The sequence below is a fragment of the Thalassobaculum sp. OXR-137 genome (genome assembly GCF_034377285.1).
GTDB lineage: Bacteria > Pseudomonadota > Alphaproteobacteria > Thalassobaculales > Thalassobaculaceae > Thalassobaculum.
Genome location: NZ_CP139715.1, coordinates 3,458,689 through 3,478,817, shown reverse-complemented (window position 1 = coordinate 3,478,817; position 20,129 = coordinate 3,458,689). Strand labels below are relative to the sequence as shown.

General features: G+C 66.7%; 14 protein-coding genes, 1 tRNA gene and 1 pseudogene. 7 read left to right on the top strand and 9 right to left on the bottom strand.

From position 1 onward, the window contains the following. Nucleotides 1-71 precede the first annotated feature (71 nt). From T8K17_RS16085 to T8K17_RS16070, 4 genes are read left to right on the top strand one after another with little or no spacing between them, the layout of a single operon-like run. Nucleotides 72-1,361 carry an ABC transporter substrate-binding protein gene (locus T8K17_RS16085; RefSeq protein WP_322330754.1) on the top strand — a complete coding sequence of 430 codons (1,290 nt, stop codon included), beginning with the start codon at nt 72-74 and terminating at the stop codon, nt 1,359-1,361. A gap of 19 nt (nt 1,362-1,380) precedes the next feature. Continuing rightward, nucleotides 1,381-2,310, top strand: a complete 930-nt coding sequence (locus tag T8K17_RS16080; RefSeq protein WP_322330753.1) for a sugar ABC transporter permease — start codon at nt 1,381-1,383, stop codon at nt 2,308-2,310. After that, nucleotides 2,310-3,149, top strand: a complete 840-nt coding sequence (locus tag T8K17_RS16075; protein ID WP_322330752.1) for a carbohydrate ABC transporter permease — start codon at nt 2,310-2,312, stop codon at nt 3,147-3,149. The genes T8K17_RS16080 and T8K17_RS16075 overlap by 1 nt, the downstream gene beginning before the upstream one ends. A gap of 3 nt (nt 3,150-3,152) precedes the next feature. Beyond that, nucleotides 3,153-4,217 carry a sn-glycerol-3-phosphate ABC transporter ATP-binding protein UgpC gene (locus T8K17_RS16070; RefSeq protein WP_322330751.1) on the top strand — a complete coding sequence of 355 codons (1,065 nt, stop codon included), beginning with the start codon at nt 3,153-3,155 and terminating at the stop codon, nt 4,215-4,217. Nucleotides 4,218-4,672: 455 nt separating this feature from the next. On the opposite strand, the gene T8K17_RS16065 is transcribed toward T8K17_RS16070, so the two are convergent. The 4 genes from T8K17_RS16065 to T8K17_RS16050 all read right to left on the bottom strand — a co-directional run bounded on the left by T8K17_RS16065 (nt 4,673) and on the right by T8K17_RS16050 (nt 9,692). Next, nucleotides 4,673-5,992: an RsmB/NOP family class I SAM-dependent RNA methyltransferase gene (locus tag T8K17_RS16065; protein ID WP_322330750.1), complete on the bottom strand. Its 1,320-nt coding sequence runs from the start codon at nt 5,990-5,992 to the stop codon at nt 4,673-4,675. 18 nt (nt 5,993-6,010) lie between these two features. Next, nucleotides 6,011-7,471, bottom strand: coding sequence for an IMP dehydrogenase (gene guaB, locus T8K17_RS16060; protein ID WP_322330749.1), 1,461 nt, complete (start codon nt 7,469-7,471; stop codon nt 6,011-6,013). Between the two features lie 121 nt (nt 7,472-7,592). After that, complete coding sequence (locus tag T8K17_RS16055) at nt 7,593-8,354, bottom strand: RlmE family RNA methyltransferase (protein ID WP_322330748.1); 762 nt, start codon at nt 8,352-8,354, stop codon at nt 7,593-7,595. A 33-nt stretch (nt 8,355-8,387) separates the two neighbouring features. Beyond that, the gene (locus T8K17_RS16050) at nt 8,388-9,692 is read right to left on the bottom strand and encodes a Ppx/GppA phosphatase family protein (RefSeq protein WP_322330747.1); all 1,305 of its coding nucleotides are present in this window, start codon (nt 9,690-9,692) and stop codon (nt 8,388-8,390) included. Between the two features lie 303 nt (nt 9,693-9,995). Between T8K17_RS16050 and T8K17_RS16045 the strand changes: the two genes are divergently transcribed. Continuing rightward, nucleotides 9,996-10,069 (top strand) — tRNA-Gln (locus T8K17_RS16045). A 356-nt stretch (nt 10,070-10,425) separates the two neighbouring features. Here the strand turns inward: T8K17_RS16045 and T8K17_RS26295 are convergent. After that, nucleotides 10,426-10,773: a DUF2924 domain-containing protein gene (locus T8K17_RS26295; RefSeq protein WP_416153119.1), complete on the bottom strand. Its 348-nt coding sequence runs from the start codon at nt 10,771-10,773 to the stop codon at nt 10,426-10,428. A gap of 73 nt (nt 10,774-10,846) precedes the next feature. Next, the gene (locus T8K17_RS16040) at nt 10,847-11,251 is read right to left on the bottom strand and encodes a DUF3489 domain-containing protein (RefSeq protein ID WP_322330746.1); all 405 of its coding nucleotides are present in this window, start codon (nt 11,249-11,251) and stop codon (nt 10,847-10,849) included. A gap of 609 nt (nt 11,252-11,860) precedes the next feature. Here T8K17_RS16040 and T8K17_RS16035 point away from each other — a divergent pair. Beyond that, a complete protein-coding gene (locus T8K17_RS16035; protein ID WP_322330745.1) occupies nt 11,861-12,613 on the top strand; it encodes a hypothetical protein in 753 nt (250 codons plus the stop codon). Nucleotides 12,614-12,727: 114 nt separating this feature from the next. Here T8K17_RS16035 and T8K17_RS16030 read toward each other — a convergent pair. Next, nucleotides 12,728-12,901: pseudogene (locus T8K17_RS16030) on the bottom strand (GMP synthase (glutamine-hydrolyzing)); the annotation flags it as partial. A gap of 51 nt (nt 12,902-12,952) precedes the next feature. Continuing rightward, entirely contained in the window at nt 12,953-14,578 is a 1,626-nt protein-coding gene (locus T8K17_RS16025; RefSeq protein ID WP_322330743.1) for an ABC-F family ATP-binding cassette domain-containing protein, read from the bottom strand. An 823-nt stretch (nt 14,579-15,401) separates the two neighbouring features. Between T8K17_RS16025 and T8K17_RS16020 the strand changes: the two genes are divergently transcribed. After that, nucleotides 15,402-18,449, top strand: a complete 3,048-nt coding sequence (locus tag T8K17_RS16020; protein WP_322330742.1) for a DUF4347 domain-containing protein — start codon at nt 15,402-15,404, stop codon at nt 18,447-18,449. A 180-nt stretch (nt 18,450-18,629) separates the two neighbouring features. Here T8K17_RS16020 and T8K17_RS16015 read toward each other — a convergent pair whose 3' ends face one another. Further along, a complete protein-coding gene (locus T8K17_RS16015) occupies nt 18,630-20,129 on the bottom strand; it encodes a tripartite tricarboxylate transporter permease (protein ID WP_322330741.1) in 1,500 nt (499 codons plus the stop codon).

Below are 20,129 nucleotides of genomic sequence, written 5' to 3'. Positions count from 1 at the left end.
GCGTATCCGACGGTGTCCAGCGACGCCGATGAGCGGAGCGCTAACCATTTGGGGAAGGCATCATGGTCCACATGAAGATCGCACGTACCCTGGCGAGTCTGGCGTTGGGCGCCGGCGCGGTTTTCGGCGCGCAACTGGCCGCCGCACCGGGCGCCTCCGCCCAGGCGCTGTCGATTTCCTGCGGCGCCATCGGCGTCGAGCTGGAGCTCTGCAAGTCCGGGGTGGACGCCTGGTCCAAGGACAGGGGTGTGGAGGTGGAGATCGTCTCCACCCCGAATTCCTCCACCGAGCGTCTGGCGCTGTATCAGCAGATCCTGGCCGCCCAGGGCGACGATATCGACATCCTGCAGGTCGACGTGGTCTGGCCCGGCGTGCTCGCCCCGCATCTGGTGGACCTGAGTTCCGTGAACGCGGATGCCGGCAAGGGCCATTTCGAGGCGCTGATCGAGAACAACACGGTCGACGGCAAGCTGCTCGCCCTGCCCTGGTGGACCGATGCGGGCGTGCTCTACTACCGCGCCGATCTTCTGGAAAAACACGGTTTCGAGCCGCCCACCACCTGGGCGCAGATGACCGAGGCCGCCAAGACGATCATGGAGAAGGAGCGCGCGGCGGGCGACGACGACCTCTGGGGCTATGTCTGGCAGGGCAAGTCCTACGAAGGCCTGACCTGCGACGCGCTGGAATGGGTCGACAGCTTCGGCGGCGGCGCCATCGTCGATGCCGAGGGCGAGGTCACGATCAACAATCCCAACGCCGTCGCGGCGCTGGAGACCGCCGCCGCCTGGGTCGGGGACATAACGCCCCAGGGCGTGCTGAACTACGACGAAGAAGCCTCGCGCGGCGTGTTCCAGTCGGGCAACGCGGTGTTCATGCGCAACTGGCCCTATGCCTGGGCGCTGGCCCAGGGCGACGACAGCCCGATCAAGGGCAAGGTCGGCGTGGTCGCCCTGCCCAAGGGCGGCGAGGACGGCGGCCATACCGGTACGCTCGGCGGCTGGAACCTGGCGGTATCCAAGTATTCCAAGAACCCGGAGCTGGCGGTCGATCTCGCCATGTTCCTGACCAGCCAGGCCCAGCAGAAGCAGCGGGCGATCTCGTCGTCCTACAACCCGACCTATCCCGATCTGTACGAGGACGAGGAGGTGCTGGCCGCCAACCCGTTCTTCGGGACGCTGGAGGAAACCTTCACCAATGCCGTGGCCCGGCCCTCGGCCATCGTCGGCGACAAGTACAACCGGGTGTCGTCGCAGTTCTGGTCGGCGGTCCACGGCGTGCTCTCGGGCGAGCAGGAGGCCGGTCCGGCCCTGGCCGAGCTGGAGCACGGCCTGAACCGGCTCAGCCGGCGCGGCCGCTGGTAACGACGGCTCCGGCGGCGTGATGGCAGAAGCGAAGACCTCCTCGCACCGCAGGCGCCGGGTGCGCACGGCCTGGCTGTTCCTGTCGCCCATGTTGGCGGGATTGCTGGTGGTGGCGATCTGGCCGCTGGCGCGCACCGTGTTCTACGCCTTCACCGACGCCTCGCTCTCCGCCCCCGGCGACTACGCCTTCCTCGGCTTCGAGAATTTCGCGGTCGAGGACGGCGGCTACTGGTACGGGCTGCTTACCGATCCGCTGTGGTGGAACGCGGTCTGGAACACCCTGATCTTCGCGGCCGGATCGGTCGCCATCGAGGTGGTGCTGGGGGTGATCCTCGCCCTGGTGATGAATGCCGAGTTCCCCGGCCGCGCCCTGTTCCGCGCCGCCGTGCTGATCCCCTGGGCGATCCCCACGGTGGTCTCCGCCAAGATGTGGGCATGGATGCTGCACGACCAGTTCGGCGTGGTGAACCACACGCTGATGACGCTCGGCCTCATCTCTACGCCGATCGCCTGGCTGGCCGACCCCGATCTCACCATGCTGTCGGTCATCCTGGTGGACGCCTGGAAGACCACGCCCTTCGTGGCTCTGCTGGTCCTGGCGGCGCTGCAGATGCTGCCCAAGGACTGCTACGAGGCCGCCCGGGTCGACGGGGTGCATCCGCTGAAGGTGTTCTTCGGCGTCACCCTGCCGCTGATCCGCCCGGCCCTGACCGTGGCGATCATCTTCCGCCTGCTGGACGCGCTGCGGGTGTTCGACGTGGTCTACATCATGACCGGCAACGCCGAGTCGACCATGACCATGTCGGTCTATGCCCGCCAGCAGCTCGTGGATTTCCAGGATGTGGGCTACGGCTCCGCCGCCTCGACCCTGCTGTTCATGGTCATCGCCTTCATGACCGCGCTGTACCTGACGGCCATGCGGGCCGATGTGATGAAGGAGGGCCGCTGATGGCCCGCCGCCGAACCTCGCTCGCCACGAAGATCGGCTTCTGGCTGCTGCTGGCGGTGCTGCTGGTAATCCTGCTGTTCCCGTTCTACTACGCGGTCATCACCTCGTTTAAGTCCGGCTCGTCCATCTTCGAGGTCGACTACCTACCGGCTGAGCTGTCCGTCGGCAACTACACCTCGATCTTCGCCGAGCAGCCGTTCGGCCGGAACATCCTCAACTCGCTGATCGTCTCGGTCGCGGTGGTCGCGATCTCGCTGTTCCTGGGACTGACCGCCGCGCTGGCGCTCGGCCGGTTCCGCTTCAAGGGCCGGCGGATGATGCTGCTGGCGGTGCTCAGCGTGTCCATGTTCCCGCAGGTCGCCGTGCTGTCCGGCATGTTCGAGCTGATCCGGGTGCTCGGCCTGTTCAACAATGCGGGCGGGCTGATCCTGTCCTATCTGATCTTCACCCTGCCCTTCACCGTCTGGGTGCTGACCAGCTTCATCCGCGACCTGCCGGCGGAGGTCGAGGAAGCGGCGATCATGGACGGGGCCAAACCCTGGACCCTGCTGACCCGGATCTTCCTGCCGATGATGTGGCCGGCCATGGTCACCACCGGCCTGCTCGCCTTCATCGTCGCCTGGAACGAGTTCCTGTTCGCCCTCACCTTCACGCTCAGCAACGACCAGCGCACCGTGCCGGTCGCGATCGCGCTGATCACCGGCGGCAGCGAGTTCGAGGTGCCCTGGGGCCGGATCATGGCCGCCTCCGTCATCGTCACCGTGCCGCTGATCGCACTGGTGCTGATCTTCCAGCGCCGCATCGTGTCCGGTCTCACCGCCGGCGCCGTGAAAGGATAAGCCATGGCAACCGTCACCCTGAGCGGCCTGCGCAAGAGCTTCGGCGATACCGAAGTGATCAAGGGCATCGACCTGGAGATCGAGGACGGCAAGTTCTGCGTGCTGGTCGGCCCGTCCGGCTGCGGCAAGTCCACCCTGCTGCGGATGATCGCCGGGCTGGAGGACATCGACGCGGGCGAGCTTTCCATCGGCGGCGAGGTAATGAACGACATCGCGCCGGCCGAGCGCGTCGTGTCCATGGTGTTCCAGAGCTACGCGCTCTACCCGCACATGACGGTCTATCAGAACATGAGCTTCGGGCTGAAGCTGGCCAAGACCGCCGACGATACGGTCGAGGAGCGGGTCCGCAACGCGGCGGAGATCCTGCAGATCACCGATCTGCTCGACCGCAAGCCGAAGGCGCTCTCCGGCGGCCAGCGCCAGCGCGTCGCGATCGGCCGGGCCATCGTGCGCGATCCGAAGGTCTTCCTGTTCGACGAGCCGCTGTCCAACTTGGACGCCGCCCTGCGGGTGCAGATGCGCCTGGAGATCAGCCGCCTGCACCGCCGCCTCGGCACGACCATGATCCACGTCACCCACGATCAGGTGGAGGCGATGACGCTGGCGGATCAGATCGTGGTCCTGAATCAGGGTGTGGTCGCCCAGGCCGGCACCCCGCGGGATCTGTACGACCGGCCCGCCAACACCTTCGTCGCGGGCTTCATCGGCTCTCCCGCCATGAACCTGCTGGACGCGCGGGTCGAGGGCGGATCGGTCGTGCTGGAGTGCACGGAGGCGCGGATCGACGGCGTCGAGGCGGCGCAGCGAACGGACGGCCCGGTGACGCTGGGCTTCCGGCCGGAGCATGTGGAGCTGCGCGAGGACGGCGACGGCCTGCCCTTCGAAGTGGAAGTGATGGAGGACCTGGGCGACACCTGCGTCCTGCACGGGGTGCTCGCCGGTGGCCCGCAGGCGACGGTCCGCGTGCCGGCCGAGGTGGCCCTGCCCTCGCGGGGTGACAGACTCAGCGTGATGCCGGGAGACGGCCGCTGTCACCTTTTCGAGCGCGAGAGCGGGGAGAGGATTTAGCGCGAGCGCCGGCCCTTCGACACGTCCCCCGGCGTGATGCCGGGGTCCTGCTCAGGGCGAGGTCAAGCAGCAACCATCGTCCCGAATTCGGTTCGGGATCTCCTCGGCCGCATTCGACAGCCCGAAGGTCCCGAAACGAGTTCGGGACGACAGGTATTGTGTTGATGACCTCGCCCTGAGCAGCCCCCTGTCCCGGATTTAATCCGGGATTGATCCAGGGGGCGTGTCGAAGGGCCTCCATCACAGCGTCCATCACTCCCCGGATTTAGTCCGGGGCGATCGGATGGAGCCGTGCCGGGCCTGCCAGGGTTCGCGCATCTGACGTCTCACCCCGGAATGAATCCGGGGAGTGAAGAGAGCGGGAGGCGGGAGAGCGGGCCACCGGATTCTCCCCTCATTCGTCATCCCGAACTTGTTTCGGGATGACGGAGAAGAGGGATTTAGAGAGCAGCCCCTTAAGGCCGAACCGCGCGCTCCAGCACCGCCACGAAGAACCCGTCGGTGCCCTCGCGATGGGGAGACAGCGTCAGATAAGGCCCGGTCGCCGGGCACGGTGCCTCGCCGATCGTCTGCGCCCACACGCCCGCCACCGGGAGCACCGAGAACCGGTCGCTCTCCGCCAGGAAGCCCTCCACCACGTCCTCGTTCTCCGCCCGCAGGACGGAGCAGGTCACGTAGATCACCCGGCCGCCCGGCTTCACCAGGCTCGCGGCGCGCTCCAGGATCGACCGCTGGGTCTTGGTCAGCTCCGCCAGGTCCTGCTCGCCGTAGCGCCACTTGGCGTCCGGGTTGCGCCGCCAGGTGCCCGTCCCGGAGCACGGCGCGTCGACCAGCACCCGGTCGGCCTTGCCGGCCATCCGCTTCACCGACTTGTCGCCCTCGGCCAGGACCTTGCGCTCGGCATTGTGGATGCCCGCCCGGCGCAGCCGCACCGCCGCCCGGTCGAGCCGGCCCTTGGAGACGTCGAACAGCACCAGCCGGCCCTTGTTCTCCATCCCCGCCGCCAGCGCCAGGGCCTTGCCCCCGGCCCCGGCGCAGTAATCGACAACCAGCATCCCCGGCCCGGCGCCGACCAGCAGGGCCGCGAGCTGGGAGCCCTCGTCCTGCACCTCGATCGCGCCCGACTTGAACGTCGCCATGGCGTCCACCGGGCGGCGACGATCGAGCCGCAGCCCGAACGGCGACAGCGCCGTCGGCACCGCCGGCACCTGCTCGGATGCCAGCGCGGCGATCACCGCCTCGCGGCTCATCCCGGCCAAGGGGTTCACCCGCAGATCGAACGGCGCCTCATGGCCGAGCGCCCCCACGGCGGGGCCGACCTCGGCGCCGAAGCGCGCCTCCATATGCGGCCAGAGCCAGTTCGGACATTCGGCGTGCACCGCATCCGGCATCTCGGGGCTGTCGAGATCGCCGCCGACGATCTTGCGCAGCGCCTCGCTCTCGGACTTCGCCAGAGTGCCCGGTGCATGGCGCGAGCCGTCGAACATCTCGGCGATGCCGGCGACGTCCTGGCGGTCGTGCAGCACCAGATCCGCCAGTACCCGTCCCCGGGCGTCCCGGCCGATGCCCTTGCCCGCCTTCTTGATCCACCAGTCCAGCCGGGCGCGGCGTCGGAAGATGCCCCAGACCCGGGCGGCGATGGCCGAGCGGTCGCCGCCGCCGATGAACCGCCGGTCGCGGACATAGCGGTCCAGCACGCGGTCGGCAGGGCGATCGGTTGCGTCGATCGCTTCGAGAATCTCGATTGCTGCCGCCAGGCGGCCCGCGGGTTTCATGGCGCTACGCTTTCCGGCCTACATGCCCGGCCGGTAGTTCGGCGCCTCGCGGGTGATGGTGACGTCGTGCACATGGCTCTCCCGCAGGCCGGCGTTGGAGATCCGCAGGAACTTGGCGTTGGCCTGCATGTCCTGGATCGAAGCGCTGCCGGTATAGCCCATGGCCGCCCGCAGGCCGCCGACGAGCTGGTGGACCACGGCGCCGACCGGGCCCTTGTAGGGCACCTGACCCTCGATGCCTTCCGGCACCAGCTTCAGGGTGTCGCTGACCTCCTCCTGGAAATAGCGGTCGGCCGAACCGCGGGCCATCGCCCCCATGGAGCCCATGCCGCGATACGCCTTATAGGAGCGGCCCTGGTACAGGTAGACCTCGCCCGGGCTCTCGTCGGTGCCGGCCAGCAGCGAGCCGATCATGGCGCAGTCGGCGCCGGCGGCGATCGCCTTGGCCAGGTCGCCGGAATACTTGATGCCGCCATCGGCGATGCAGGGCACGCCCGCCTCGCGGCAGACCTTGGAGGCGTCGACGATGGCGGTGAGCTGCGGCACGCCGACGCCGGCGACCATGCGGGTGGTGCAGATCGAGCCCGGGCCGATGCCGACCTTCACCGCGTCGGCACCGGCGTCGATCAGCGCCTGCGCACCCTCGGCGGTGGCGACGTTGCCGGCGATGATCTGGGTGTAATTGGCCCGCTTGCGGATCTCCTGCACCGCGCCCAGCACGCCCTCGCTATGGCCGTGGGCGGTGTCGATCACCACGATGTCCACCCCGGCATCGATCAGCGCCTCGGCCCGGGCGATGCCCTCGGTGCCGACACCGGTCGCCGCCGCGACGCGCAGGCGGCCCTTGTCGTCCTTGGCGGCGTTCGGGTGGTTGTGCGCCTTCTCCATGTCCTTGACGGTGATCAGGCCGATGCAGCGCTTGTCGCCGTCGACCACCAGCAGCTTCTCGATGCGGTGCTTGTGCAGCAGCGCCCGCGCCTCGCCCGGCCGCACGTCGTCGCCGACGGTGATCAGGCGCTTGGTCATGAGCTCCTTGATCGGCTGGCTCTCGTCGGTGGCGAAGCGCACGTCGCGGTGGGTCAGGATGCCGACCAGCTTGCCGGTGCGGGTCTGCACCACCGGCACGCCGTTGATGCCGTGCCGCTTCATCAGGTCGAGCGCCTCGGCCAGGGTGGCCTCCGGGTGGATGGTCACCGGGTTGATGACCATGCCGGCCTCGAACTTCTTGACCGCCCGGACCTCGTTGGCCTGGGCTTCGATGTCGAGATTCTTGTGCACCACGCCGATGCCGCCGGCCTGGGCCATGGCGATGGCCAGCCTGTGCTCGGTCACGGTATCCATCGCGCTGGAGAGCAGCGGGATGCCGAGTTCGATGGTGCGGGTGACCCGGGTTCGGGTGTCGACCTTTGCCGGAAGGACATTCGAGCGGGCGGGTTCGAGAAGTACGTCGTCGAAAGTCAGCGCGTCGCGGATGTCCATGGTGCCTCCGGTTGGTCGGTGGCGGCGCAATATACACTGCGGCACTCACATGCCAAGCGGCATAATCCGGGCGGGCGGAATGGACGCACCCCCCGCCTCCCCGGCAGGGCGCGGAGCCGCCTCAACCCTCCTCGGAGGCCTCTCCGTCGGGTGCCGCATCCGGGTCGCCGTGGCCCTTCGGCCGGCCGCGGAAGCCGGTGGCGATGACATAGGTCTCCGCCGACTCGGATCGGCTCGACGGCGGCTTGAAGTGGCGCACGGTCCGGAACGCCTGGCGCATCGGGTTCAGCAGATCGCGCTCGCTGCCGCCCAGGAACACCTTGGCGACGAACACCCCGTCGGGTGCCAGGACCTCGAAGGCGAAGTCGAGCGCCAGCTCGGCCAGCATGACGATACGGATATGGTCGGTCTTCTTATGGCCGGTCGACGAGGCCGCCATGTCGGACAGCACCACGTCCACCGGACCGCCCAGCGTCGCCTTCAGCAGGTCGGGCGCCGACGCCTCGGTGAAATCGGCCAGCAGCAGTTCGGCCCCGGCGATCGGGTCCAGCGGCAGGATGTCGAGCCCGACCACCTGGCCCCGTTGCGGCGCGCCCACCCGCTGCACGGCGATCTGGGTCCAGCCGCCGGGGGCGCAGCCCAGGTCGACCACCCGCTGACCCTTTTTCAGGAGTTTGAAGCGGTCGTCGATCTCGATCAGCTTGAACGCGGCGCGCGACCGGTAGCCCAGACGCTTGGACTCGGCCACATAGGGGTCGTTCAGCTGGCGCTGCAGCCAGCGCTGGGACGACGGCGTGCGCCCGCGGGCGGTGCGCAGCTTGACCGTGGCCTGACGGCTGCCGGATCCCCGGCGGTCGCCGCCTCCCGAACTCTTGTTCGCCATGTTCCGTCGCCGCTCCCTGCAAGCCTGCGGGGGTCAGGACGCCCCCGCGATCAGTCCGAACAGGATGCCCTCGCGCACCCCCCGATCGGCAACCCTCATCCGCGTCACCGGCCATTGGCGGCAGATCGCCTCCAGGATGGCGCATCCGGCCACCACCAGATCGGCACGCTCGCGGCCGATGCAGGGATGGGCGGCGCGCCCCTCGAAACTCTGGTCCGCCAGCCGCCGGCCGATGGCCAGGGTGTCTGCCACATTCAGGAACAGCCCGTCCACCCGGTCGCGCACGTAGCGCGGCAGGTTCAGATGCACCCCGGCCAGGGTCGTCACGGTGCCGGAGGTGCCGACCACCTGGACCCGGCCCGCCTCCACCTCCGCGGCGATGGCATGTTCGCGCTCATAGGCGCGCAGCCAGATCGCCACGTCCTCGATCATCCGTTCGTAGACGCCGGGCCCGTAGCGGTCGCCGCCATAGGTCTCCGCCAGGGTCACCACGCCGATCGGGATCGAGGTCACCGCCGCCGGCTCGACGCCGAGCCGTCCGCGCGACCAGGCGAGTTCCGTCGAGCCGCCGCCGATATCGAAGACCAGGGAGCCCGGCACCCGCGGATCGAGCAGCGGCGCGCAGCCGGCCAGCGCGAGGCCGGCCTCCTCCGTGGTGGAGATCACCTCCAGGGCGATGCCGGTCTCCTGCTCCACCCGGCGCAGGAATTCCGGCCCGTTGCGGGCCCGCCGGCAGGCCTCGGTGGCGACCGCCCGGAACCGGGTGACCCGGCGCCGGCGGATCTTCGCGCCGCACACCTTCAGCGCCTCCAGCGTGCGTTCGATGGCCCCGTCCGCCAGCTGTCCGGAGGCCCCCACGCCCTCGCCCAGTCGGACGATCCGCGAGAACGCGTCGATCACCCGGAAGCCGCCGCGATCGGTGGGCCGCGCCACCAGGAGACGGCAATTGTTGGTGCCGAGGTCCAGGGCGGCGAGGATGTCGCCTCCCTTGGCGATCCCGTGGGCGTTCCCCGATCCGCTGCGCCCCGCGTAGCCCGAAGCGGCGCCCTCGCTCCGCCCCTGTGCATTGCCGGGTCGGTCGGCCAGCCCGTCGACCGGACCGGCGTCGATGCGGGTCTCCGAGCCTGGCGACGCGCCGTTTTCCCCGCCTGCGGTCCGTTCCCGGCCGATGCCGTCGGCGGCGCCGTCCGCGCATGCGTTCTGTCGGCGCGTGGCCGGCCCTGTGGTGCCGTCGCCGATCCCGTCCCGTAAAGCTGCACCCGTCGCCCGGTCGTCCCACGACCGCTGCAGCGAATCACGCGGGCGGGAACGGCCGGCACGATGCGTACCGGTCTCCATTCCCTGACGTCCTTCCCTGTTCGTCGCGCCGGTGTTGTGTGCCCCGGGCGCTTTGTTCCCCGCCAGTCTAGCCGCCCGCCCCCTCCGCCACCAGCCTTACGGCAGGCCGCCGGCGACGGCCGGCATTCGGGCGCCGATCAGGCGCCCTGCGGATGGCGCGAAACCGGCGGCAAACGGCGGATGACGAGGCGTTTCAAAATCTGCGCTTCAAGGGTTTGCATCCTGGGCCCGGGCTGTGTTAGAAGCGCCGCTCACCGCGAGGGAGCGCCTTGGTCCACGGACACGAGGCAATCCCGGTCCTGCTGGGGGATCGTCTAGCGGTAGGACTACGGACTCTGACTCCGTCAACCCTGGTTCGAATCCAGGTCCCCCAGCCATTCTTCCTCTGACAGGTCGGTCTCTGTGTAACGTCTTCGGGCGAGCGGGGAATTGCGCCCTCGTTTCCGTCAGTTACGGTAACGGGCAAAGTTTAACCGTAAGTCGGAGACCGTCGAGGTGACGGTTTCCAGGCGGCCAGAACCCAAAAGTCTCTCGTCGCCATTTTCGGGGTTACGATTGTATTTTAGATAAATATCGCTGCTGCGTGCAAAGCGTCCAGGGACGGCCGGCGACTAGCTCACGAACCCGAGCATAACCTTCTGCTCGGCCCAGGAGTTTGGAAGAGCTGCACACTGAAGCAGCCGCTTTGACGTTAGGGACTCAGACTGCTCTCCCCGAACGACCGCTTCTGCGATCACAGGCGCGAGGAACGCAAACCGAACGACAGCAGAGAAGTATGGCCGGCTGACCCCTTATCGGTCAGCCATGGCCTGGATCGATTCCAATTCGCCATCGAGAAGCATCGCGCGATACCGACAGGCCCGTTGGAGCAACCGTATAAGAACCGGATCTTGGACAGAGATGTCCACCGCTGCCCTCGCCACTCGTATCCGCCCTCGACCACCAGGACATCGTGGGTCTCACCACCCCAAGCGCGAACAAGGCGCGAGCCGGGCTTCACGATGAGGAAGGGTCTTCGTTCGGGCGCACCTCCTGACGTATCTGCCGAGCTGGCGGTTGGTTGCGATACAGGCGTTTCCACTCTGCTCGCAACGCGGAGACCTCCATGCCCGTTAGGGCATGAAGGCGCTCGCTCAGGTCATCCCGGTTCATCGTCAAGCCGCCCCTCCGGCGACCCGGTAAACCCTACGGTCGTCAATCGTCGTTAGCTTGGCGTCGATCCCCCGCTGCCGGAGACGGGTCAGGGCTGCTCGGACTGTGTGAGGCTGCCATCCGGTTGTCTCGGTCAACTCGCCGATCGTGGCGCCCCGAGGTGTTGAGACCGCGGTCGCGATCGCCCCCAGCTTACCGGCAATCGGCTTTTCCGAAGCCGCGCGGATGGACGCCGCACTCACCGACGGCTCGAGCGCGGAGGGCTTATTGGACTTCGGGATCGACGTCCGACGTTTGCGCGTTTTGGTCGCCGGAGACGGTGTCGTCATTTCACCGGCGATCGCAACGCTGGCATCGGAAACAGCGTCGATGAGGGTGGTGACAGCGTTCTTCGTCTTGCGGGGCATGTTGGGTCCTCCAAATAGGCGTCACGCGGATCGCGACGCTCCCACCACCGCAAGCCCGGAGTTTCACCGAGCTTCAGCGATCAGGCGGGCTGGAGGCCCCTGGTCCTGTCAGAACACAGCAATGCTTGCCACGCTAAGACAGTCCAGTTCGATCTTCGCGGACCCCAGCGAATGACCATAAAGTCAGTCATCATCCCCGCTGGGCGCTGGAAGCTCAGGTCGCAATTGGTTGATTCTGGGTAGCCTGGCGAGGAAGTCTGCTCATGTCCGGCGTCGACCCAAAGCGGACATTGGCGATCTACGAGTCGCAGGCCCCATAGCGGACGTTAGGCTTCCGTTGAGTAGTGCCCCAAACTCCGCCGAAAATTCTTTCTCCGTATTGCAACTGATGCCATTGATCACCCTTACGGCTGTTTCGTCGAAGAACTATGTGATCTTCATCCAATTGGTTCTCCAATGAGAATAGCAGGATATTTCCCATTCGGACGCGATCGCCTGAAGACCGACCCAGGGGGATGGCTAGTAGCGCTCTGCAATACAGGAGGAGACGTCGAACAGCGTTGATGTTATTGCATGGCTATAATACGACTCTGATAATAGAGATTCGAGATGAATGTTCCGCATCAGTTTATATTTATGGAACGACCTTTCTATGGGCCCAACCTCGCCGTATCTGGAGTGATTGGCTTGGCCCCTGATACATCTTTGCTTGGTCACCTTAAACCGGTGTGCGTACGGAGCAGGTTGCCCAACTTCGTTGAAAACCTAATATTTACTCTGCCAGAGCCAGCACGTCGCGGCGACGTTGAACAGAATTTTTTCATCCACAGTACGTTCTTTATTATGACTGAAGATATATTGAATTTCTTCATTGAACTGGCGAACTGCAGCCTCGACATTCAGAAAGTGACCACTCTTCGCTACGATGGGACGCGCACGCACAGCACTTACTATGCAATTTGCCCAACGACAGTAGTAGATTGCATAGACCCAGACCGATCTCTATTTGGCCGATTTCATCCAGATATAAGCAAGAAAGAACCATTTTCCGAGGGAATTACTCAATATACTCTTGACCCCATATTATCTGAAGAATTTTCGAACTCTAGCAACAATACATACATTTCATATCCAAGATTATATCAAGGCGTCAGCACAGTACACATCCTCGATGAAAAAATTCCTCGGGACACACAAATATTTCAACCAAAACATTGGCCCGGAGTAATTATAGCAACAAAAGCGTTCGCGAATAAATTAGAATCAATATGTAAAGGCGGAACTCCAGGGTGCTATTTTTGGGCGCTAGACCTAGAGGATTTAAATAAATCGCACGCGCAATATTTACATGATTTTCGATAACGGTTGTGTCGTTCGACCCATAGCGGACGCTCGCCCTTACTGGCGCCCCGCCTCAAAGCGGTCATAGGAATGGCGTTCGCACTGAGAGGAATCTGACTCATTCTTGGAAGAGATTGCGGGGCTCAGGTCACCCAGCTTGTCGCGGGTGATCGCGCCCGGCACCCGGATCGCTAGGCCCGGCCCCGGGAACGGGTGGCGGCTGGCGTCGTCGTGCGACTTGATGGTCACCGACGGACCGCCGGCGAACGACACGCTCTCGATCACGTCCGAGTACCGGATGCCCTCGGCGCGCGGCTCCTGCGCCGCAAAGGCCCCGGCCTCGGTCCGCTTCGACGCCTCTCAGCCCGGATGGAGCCCCGGCGCCTCCTGCCCCGTGCGCGCCACGTAATCCGTATACCCGCCGCCGAACTGATGCACGCCCTCGGGCGTCAGTTCCAGCACCCGGTTCGACAGCGCCGCCAGGAAATGGCGATCGTGGCTGACGAACAGCATGGTGCCCTCGAATTCCGACAATGCCGCGACCAGCATGTCCTTGGTCGCCATGTCCAGGTGGTTCGTCGGCTCGTCCAGCACCAGGAAGTTAGGCGGGTCGAACAGCATCATCGCCATCACGAGGCGCGCCTTCTCGCCGCCGGAGAGCACCCGGCAGGTCTTCTCGACATCGTCGCCGGAGAAGCCGAAGCAACCGGCGAGCGTGCGCAGCGCCCCCTGCCCCGCCAGCGGAAACGCCGTCTCCAGCGTCTCGAAGATCGTGTCGTCGCCGTCCAGCAGGTCCATGGAGTGCTGCGCGAAATAGCCCAGGCGAACGCTGGCGCCGAGCGCCACGCTGCCCCGGTCCGGGGCGATCTCGCCCGCCGCCATCTTCAGCAGCGTCGACTTGCCCGCGCCGTTCGCGCCCAGCACGCACCACCGTTCCTTGCGCCGCACCTGGAAATCCAGTCCGGCATAGATCGGCTGGCTGCCATAGCCCTTGTGCACGTCCCTGAAGCTGGCCACGTCGTCGCCGGAGCGCGGGGGCACGCGGAAATCGAACTGCACGGACTGGCGGCGCCGGGGCGGTTCCACCCGTTCGATCTTGTCCAGCTTCTTCACCCGGCTCTGCACTTGCGCTGCATGCGAGGCCCGCGCCTTGAAGCGCTCGATGAACTTGATCTCCTTGGCCAGCATCGCCTGCTGGCGCTCGAACTGCGCCTGGCGCTGCTTCTCGTTCAGCGCGCGCTGCTGGTCGTAGAAATCGTAGTTGCCGGAATAGGTGGTAAGCGTGCCGCCGTCGATCTCCACGATCTTGCCGACGATGCGGTTCATGAACGCGCGGTCGTGCGAGGTCATCAGCAGTGCGCCGTCGTAGGCCTTCAGGAAGGCTTCCAGCCAGATCAGGCTCTCCAGGTCCAGATGGTTGCTCGGCTCGTCCAACAGCATCCCGTCGGGCCGCATGAGCAGGATGCGGGCGAGTGCCACGCGCATCTTCCAACCGCCCGAGAGCAGGCCGACATCGCCGTCCATGCGCTCCTGGCTGAAGCTCGGCCCGGCCAGCACCTCGCGCGCGCGGGCGTCCAGCGCATAGCCGTCCAGCTCCTGGAACCGGGTCTGCACCTCGCCATAGCGCTCGACGATCGCGTCCATTTCGCCGGCCCGGTCGGGATCGACCATCGCGGCCTCCAGCGCGGCCATCTCGGCCGACAGCGCGCTGACCGGGCCGACGCCGTCCATCACCGCGGCGACGGCGCTCTGGCCCGCCATCTCGCCGACATCCTGGCTGAAATAGCCGATGGTCATGCCGGTCTCGACCGTCACCTGACCGTCGTCCGGCTTCTCCTCGCCGGCGATCATGCGGAACAGCGTGGTCTTGCCTGCGCCGTTCGGCCCGACCAGCCCGACCTTCTCCCCCTTCTGCAGGCCCATCGAGGCGGCGACGAACAGGATCCGATGGCCGTTCTGCTTGACGATATTGTCGAGACGAATCATGAGGCCTGCGCTGCAAAGAGTGGGTGCCGGGGCGGGGTTATAGACGGCGGGCCGCCCGCGCGTCGTCGCAAATTTGCCGTGCCAGGGCAAAGCGGGTGCGGTCTGGCGAGTGCCTTCAGCCGGTCGAACCGTCAGAAGACCGCATCGGACTGATCGCGAGACGGTTCAAGGTCGCACAACAGGACGACGAGATCCGCCATGGCAAAGTAGGAGGCAGGCTGGCTGGAGGCGACCCAAAGCGGTATCTCAACTCCGTTGCACTCTGAGCGGTCACTTGAGCTCGATCGGAAGACTTCAAATCCAAATCCAAATCAAAACTAACGGCTAAAGGAGGACATCACGGAGAGCGGGCGAGATCCGGCGTATCCCACCGTGACAGCACCGATCATCCATTGATGAGCCGCTGCTTGAAGGTCGTTAATCAGCGACACTGTTAAATTATTTTAGCTCGAATCCCATGTTTCGGGGAATTTTGGAGATTATCGTCCGTCGTCACTCGGATTTCGAAACTCAACGTCTTCTGCTGAAACACTCTAAAACTATGTTTTTCCAGGGATACTTCATCGAGAACCCAAACCGTCCGAATGATTATTTCGAGACAATTTGAAATCACAGATTTTTCAAATGCAAGCCCACAGAAGCTCGGGCACCATCGCTCTCGGTGGAGGAGTCCAATCAGCCGGCCGCGGCCATCCGCGGCGGTCGGTGATCCTGTAGGGAACACGCGATCATGGACACTCCAGCCGCTCGTTCCGGCCGACAGACGGCCAGGGGCCTTCGCCCGAGTGGAGACAACCATCCCGCGCCGACCCGGTTGCGGGACGTGGCGGCGGAGACCACGGTCGGTGCGGTCGTCGTCATCGACGACCGGGTGCCGGAATCCGAGGCGATCCTCGCGGCTCTGACAGTCCCGGCGCGGGTCGTGCGGGTTCCCGCCAAGGCCGACGGTCTGGACCTGATCCAGGCGGCGGCGCAGGCCGCGCCGGGCCGGCGGCTCGTGGTGATCTGCCACGGCCGGCCGGGCGCACTTTTCCTGGGGAGCCGCCTGCTGACCGCCCGCACGCTCTCCGTGCGTCGGGACACGCTGGCGGCGATCGGGGCGGCGCTGGCCGGCGCGGCGATCGAGCTCTACGCCTGTTCGGTGGCCGAAGGGGAGACCGGCCGGGCCTTCGTGGCGGCGCTGGACGCCGCGACCGGCAGCCCGGTGGCGGCGGCGCGCGGCCCGGTCGGCGGCGCCGTCCTCGGCGGGTTCTGGACGCTCGACCATGGCCGCCCGGCGACCAAACCCCAAGTTCATCCCCAGGCGCTCGACGCCGCCGCGCTGGCCGCCCTGCCGGTGCTTCTCGCGACCATCAACTGGAACGTCGGCACGGGCGACTGGAACACCGCCGGCAGCTGGAACCCGGTGGCCGTGCCGGGCAGCGCGGATGTCGCCATCATCGACAACGGCGGCACCGCGCAGCTCACGGGGGCCGCCCCGAATACGGGTAACATCATCGTCGGCGATTCCGGCACGGGGACGCTGCAGGTGACGGGCGGCGGCTCCGTGACGAGTTCCGGCAGGCTGGGGATCGGCGTCGACGCCGGCAGCTCGGGGACCGTGCTGGTGGACGGCGCGGGCTCCTCCATGACCTTCCAATCATCCGCGGGGAACAACCTCGTGTCGTCCAGCGGCACCGGATCGCTGACCATCTCGAACGGCGCCACCGCCACCTTCTCGGACAACATAATTGTCGGCAACTCGGCCACGGGCAACGGGACGCTGACCGTCTCCGGCGGCGGCCGGCTCATCAACTCCGCAAACCTAGCGCTCGGGTCGTTGGCGAGCACCGGGACGCTGAATATCGGCAGCGGCGGTGCCGCCGGCATCGTCAACGTGGGCCAGATAGTCGGCCAGTCTGGCACGGCCACCGTCAACTTCAACCACACCGATACCGGCCACGTCTTCAGCAGCGACGGCACCGGCAGCGGCACGGCGGTTGCCATCACCGGCACCACGGCGGTGAACCAGACCGGCACCGGCACCACCATCCTGATCGCCACCAACACCTATACCGGCGGCACGACGCTCAGCGCCGGCACCCTGCAGGTCGGCAATGGCGGCACGGCGGGCTCGATCACCGGCAACGTCACCAACAACGCCACGCTGGCCTTCAACCGCTCCGACGCGATGACCTTCTCCGGCGTGGTCTCCGGCACCGGCAACCTGACCAAGGCCGGGGCCGGCACCCTGACCCTGTCCGGGACCAACACCTACAGCGGCACCACAACGGTCACCGGCGGCACCGTCTCGGTCGCCGGCGACGGCAATCTCGGCGCGGGGGCGGTCACCCTGAACGGCGGCGGCCTGGCGGTGACCGGCTCCACCACCATCGACAACGCGGTCGCGGTCGGCTCGGGCAACGGCAGCCTCGCCCTGTCGGCCGACGCGACCTTCTCCGGGGTGATCTCCGGCACCGGCGGGCTGACCAAGACCGGGACCGGCGTGCTGACACTCTCCGGCACCAACACCCATACCGGCACCACCACGATCAGTGCCGGAACCGTGCGGCTCGCGAACGGCAACGCCATCGCCGACACCGCCACCGTCAACGTGGCGGCCGGCGCCACCCTCGACCTGAACGGCACCAACGAGACCATCGGCACCCTGACCGGGTCCGGTACCGTGACCCTGGGGGCCGCGTCCCTCACCCTGACCAACGCGGCGGCCAGCAGCTTCACCGGCACCCTGACAGGGACCGGCACCTTCACCGTCGCCTCCGGCGTCACCCTGCGCGGCACCGGCACCTACTCCACCCCGGTGGAGGTACAGAACGGCGCCACCATCGCCCCCGGCAACAGTCCGGGCACGATCGCCACCGGCAACCTGACCCTGGCGTCGGGCTCGACGGCCTCCATGGAGATCGACGGCACCACCGCCGGCACCGGCTACGACCAGATCAGCGTCACCGGGACGGTCACCATCAACGGCGCCACGCTCACCACCACCTTCGGCTACACCTCGTCCACCGGGCACAGCTACGTGCTGATCGCCAATGACGGGGCCGACGCGGTGACCGGCACATTCAGCGGCCTGGCCGAGGCGGCCACCTTCACCAGTGGGACGCGCCAATACCGGATCAGCTATGCCAGCGGCGACGGTAACGACGTCACCCTGACCGATATCGGCGCCGCGCCGTCCGGCGGCGGCGGGAGCAGTGGCGGCGGGGGCAGCGGCGCCGCCGCCCAGGCGTCATCCGGCAACGACACGCTCACCGGCAGCGCGCTGTCCGAGACGCTCTCCGGCGGCGCCGGCGACGACGTGCTCCGCGGCGCGGCCGGGCTCGACCTGCTCTACGGCAATACCGGCGCCGATACCCTGTCGGGCGGGGCAGACGGCGACACCCTGTACGGCGGCCAGGGCGCCGACCTGCTCTACGGCAACCAGGCCGACGATGGGCTGTTCGGCAACAACGGTGTCGACATCCTGTTCGGCGGTCAGGGCGACGACGTGCTCTACGGCAACCTCGACGCCGACCGGCTCATCGGCAATATCGGCGCCGACACGCTCTATGGCGGCCAGGGCGCCGATACCCTGTCCGGCGGTGCCGGGGATGACTGGCTGGCCGGCGGGCTCGGCGCCGACCGGCTGGTCTTCGAGGCGGCCGGCGGCGCGGACACGGTGAGCGGCTTCTCGGCGGCCGAGGGCGATGTGATCCAGATCGCCGCCGGGCTCAACGGCACCGCCATCGCCAGCGCCGCCGACCTGCTCAGCCGGCTCTCCGCCGACGCGTCGGGCAACACCCTGATCGACCTGGGCGCCGGCAACACCGTCACCCTGATCGGCGCCGACCCCTCCGCCGCCACCGCCGACTGGTTCCTCGTCGGTTGACACGCCGATCAAAACCTTCGCAGGGCATTCCGTGGCAAACCGCTTTGTCAGAGCCCTATGAGGCGTCCGACCCATAGCGGGGTTCGAAGTCATTGATCTGCCAACCCCAAAGCGGTCGTACGTGCCAGACTCACCTCCAAGTCGGAGCAATTTTCCAGCATTCAGCCAAAAAATCAGGCCTTACTCTTGCGTTATGACGCCGCGCACCGTCCGGGAGCGGATCACCAGGATCACCACCAGAAGGGCCGCGGCCAGACAGCCGAGCGAAACCGGGTTGGTCACGAAGACCGTCAGCGACCCTTCCGACGCGGTCAGGGCCTGGCGGACCGCCTCCTCGAAGGGCGGGGTGATGATGAAGGAGATCAGCAGCGGCGTGACGGGGATCTTCGCCCGGTTGAACAGGAAGCCGAGCACGCCGGCCAGCAGCATCACGATCACGTCGATGAAGTTGTTGCGCACCACGTAGCTGCCGGCCACGCAGGTCAGCGAGACCAGCGGCAGCAGATAGACCTTGGGCAGGCGCAGCACCAGGGAGAGCGGCCGCGTCGCCACCAGGCCGATCAGCAGCATCAGCAGGGTCGACATGCAGAGCACGATGTAGATCGTGTACACTACGTCCGGGTTGGTGACGAACAGCAGCGGCCCCGGCGTCACCCCCAGCATCACCATGGCGCCCAGCAGGATCGCCGTCACCGCGTCGCCCGGAATGCCGAGCGCCAGGGTCGGAATGAAGGTGGCCCCGCCGACCGCGTTGTTGGAACTTTCCGGCGCCGCGATGCCGCGGATGTCGCCCTCGCCGAACCGCCCGGACTTGCCGGCCGCCCGCTTGGAATCCGCATAGGCCAGGAAGGCGGCGATGGTGGAGCCGATGCCCGGCAGCAACCCGATGAACGAGCCGATCAGCGAGCCCCGCACCATCGGCATGGCGATCTGCCGGATATCGGCCAGGCGGATGCGGTTCTTCTCGCGATCCTCGCCGCCGACCTCGATGCGCTGGACGTCCTGCTTGAAGCCGCCGACCGCCTGCTCGATGACCTCGGCGAGCGCGAACAGGCCGACCAGCAGCGGAATATAGGTCAGTCCGTCCAGCAGCTCGGTCATGCCGTAGGTGAAGCGCGGGGTTCCGATCATCGGGTCGCTGCCCACCGTGGCCAGCACCATGCCCACCGCGGCCGAGAACAGGCCCTTGGTCATCGACGGGCCGGAGATCGTGCCGATGATGGTGAAGGTGAAGAGCAGGATCGACGCCATCTCGACCGGGCCGAAGCGCAACGCGAAATTCGCCAGGACCGGTGCCACGGTGATCAGCAGCACGATGCTGAACACCGAGCCGAAGGTGGAGGCGATGAGGGAGATGCGCAGCGCCTTGGTCGCCATGCCCGCCCGCGCCATCGGGAAGCCGTCGAATACCGTGGCCGCCGAGGCCGGGGTGCCCGGGGCGCTGAGCAGGATCGCCGACACGCTGCCGCCATAGACCCCGGCGCCGTACAGGCTGACCAGCATGGCCAGCGCGATCTCCGTCGGCATGAAGATGGCGATCGGCACCGCCAGGGCCACGGCGATGCTGACCGTCAGCCCCGGAATGGCGCCGATGATCATGCCCGCGACGACGCAGCACACCAGGGTCAGGAGGACCGCCGGCTGCATCTGGGCGGCCAGGGCGTTCAGCAGGATGTCCAT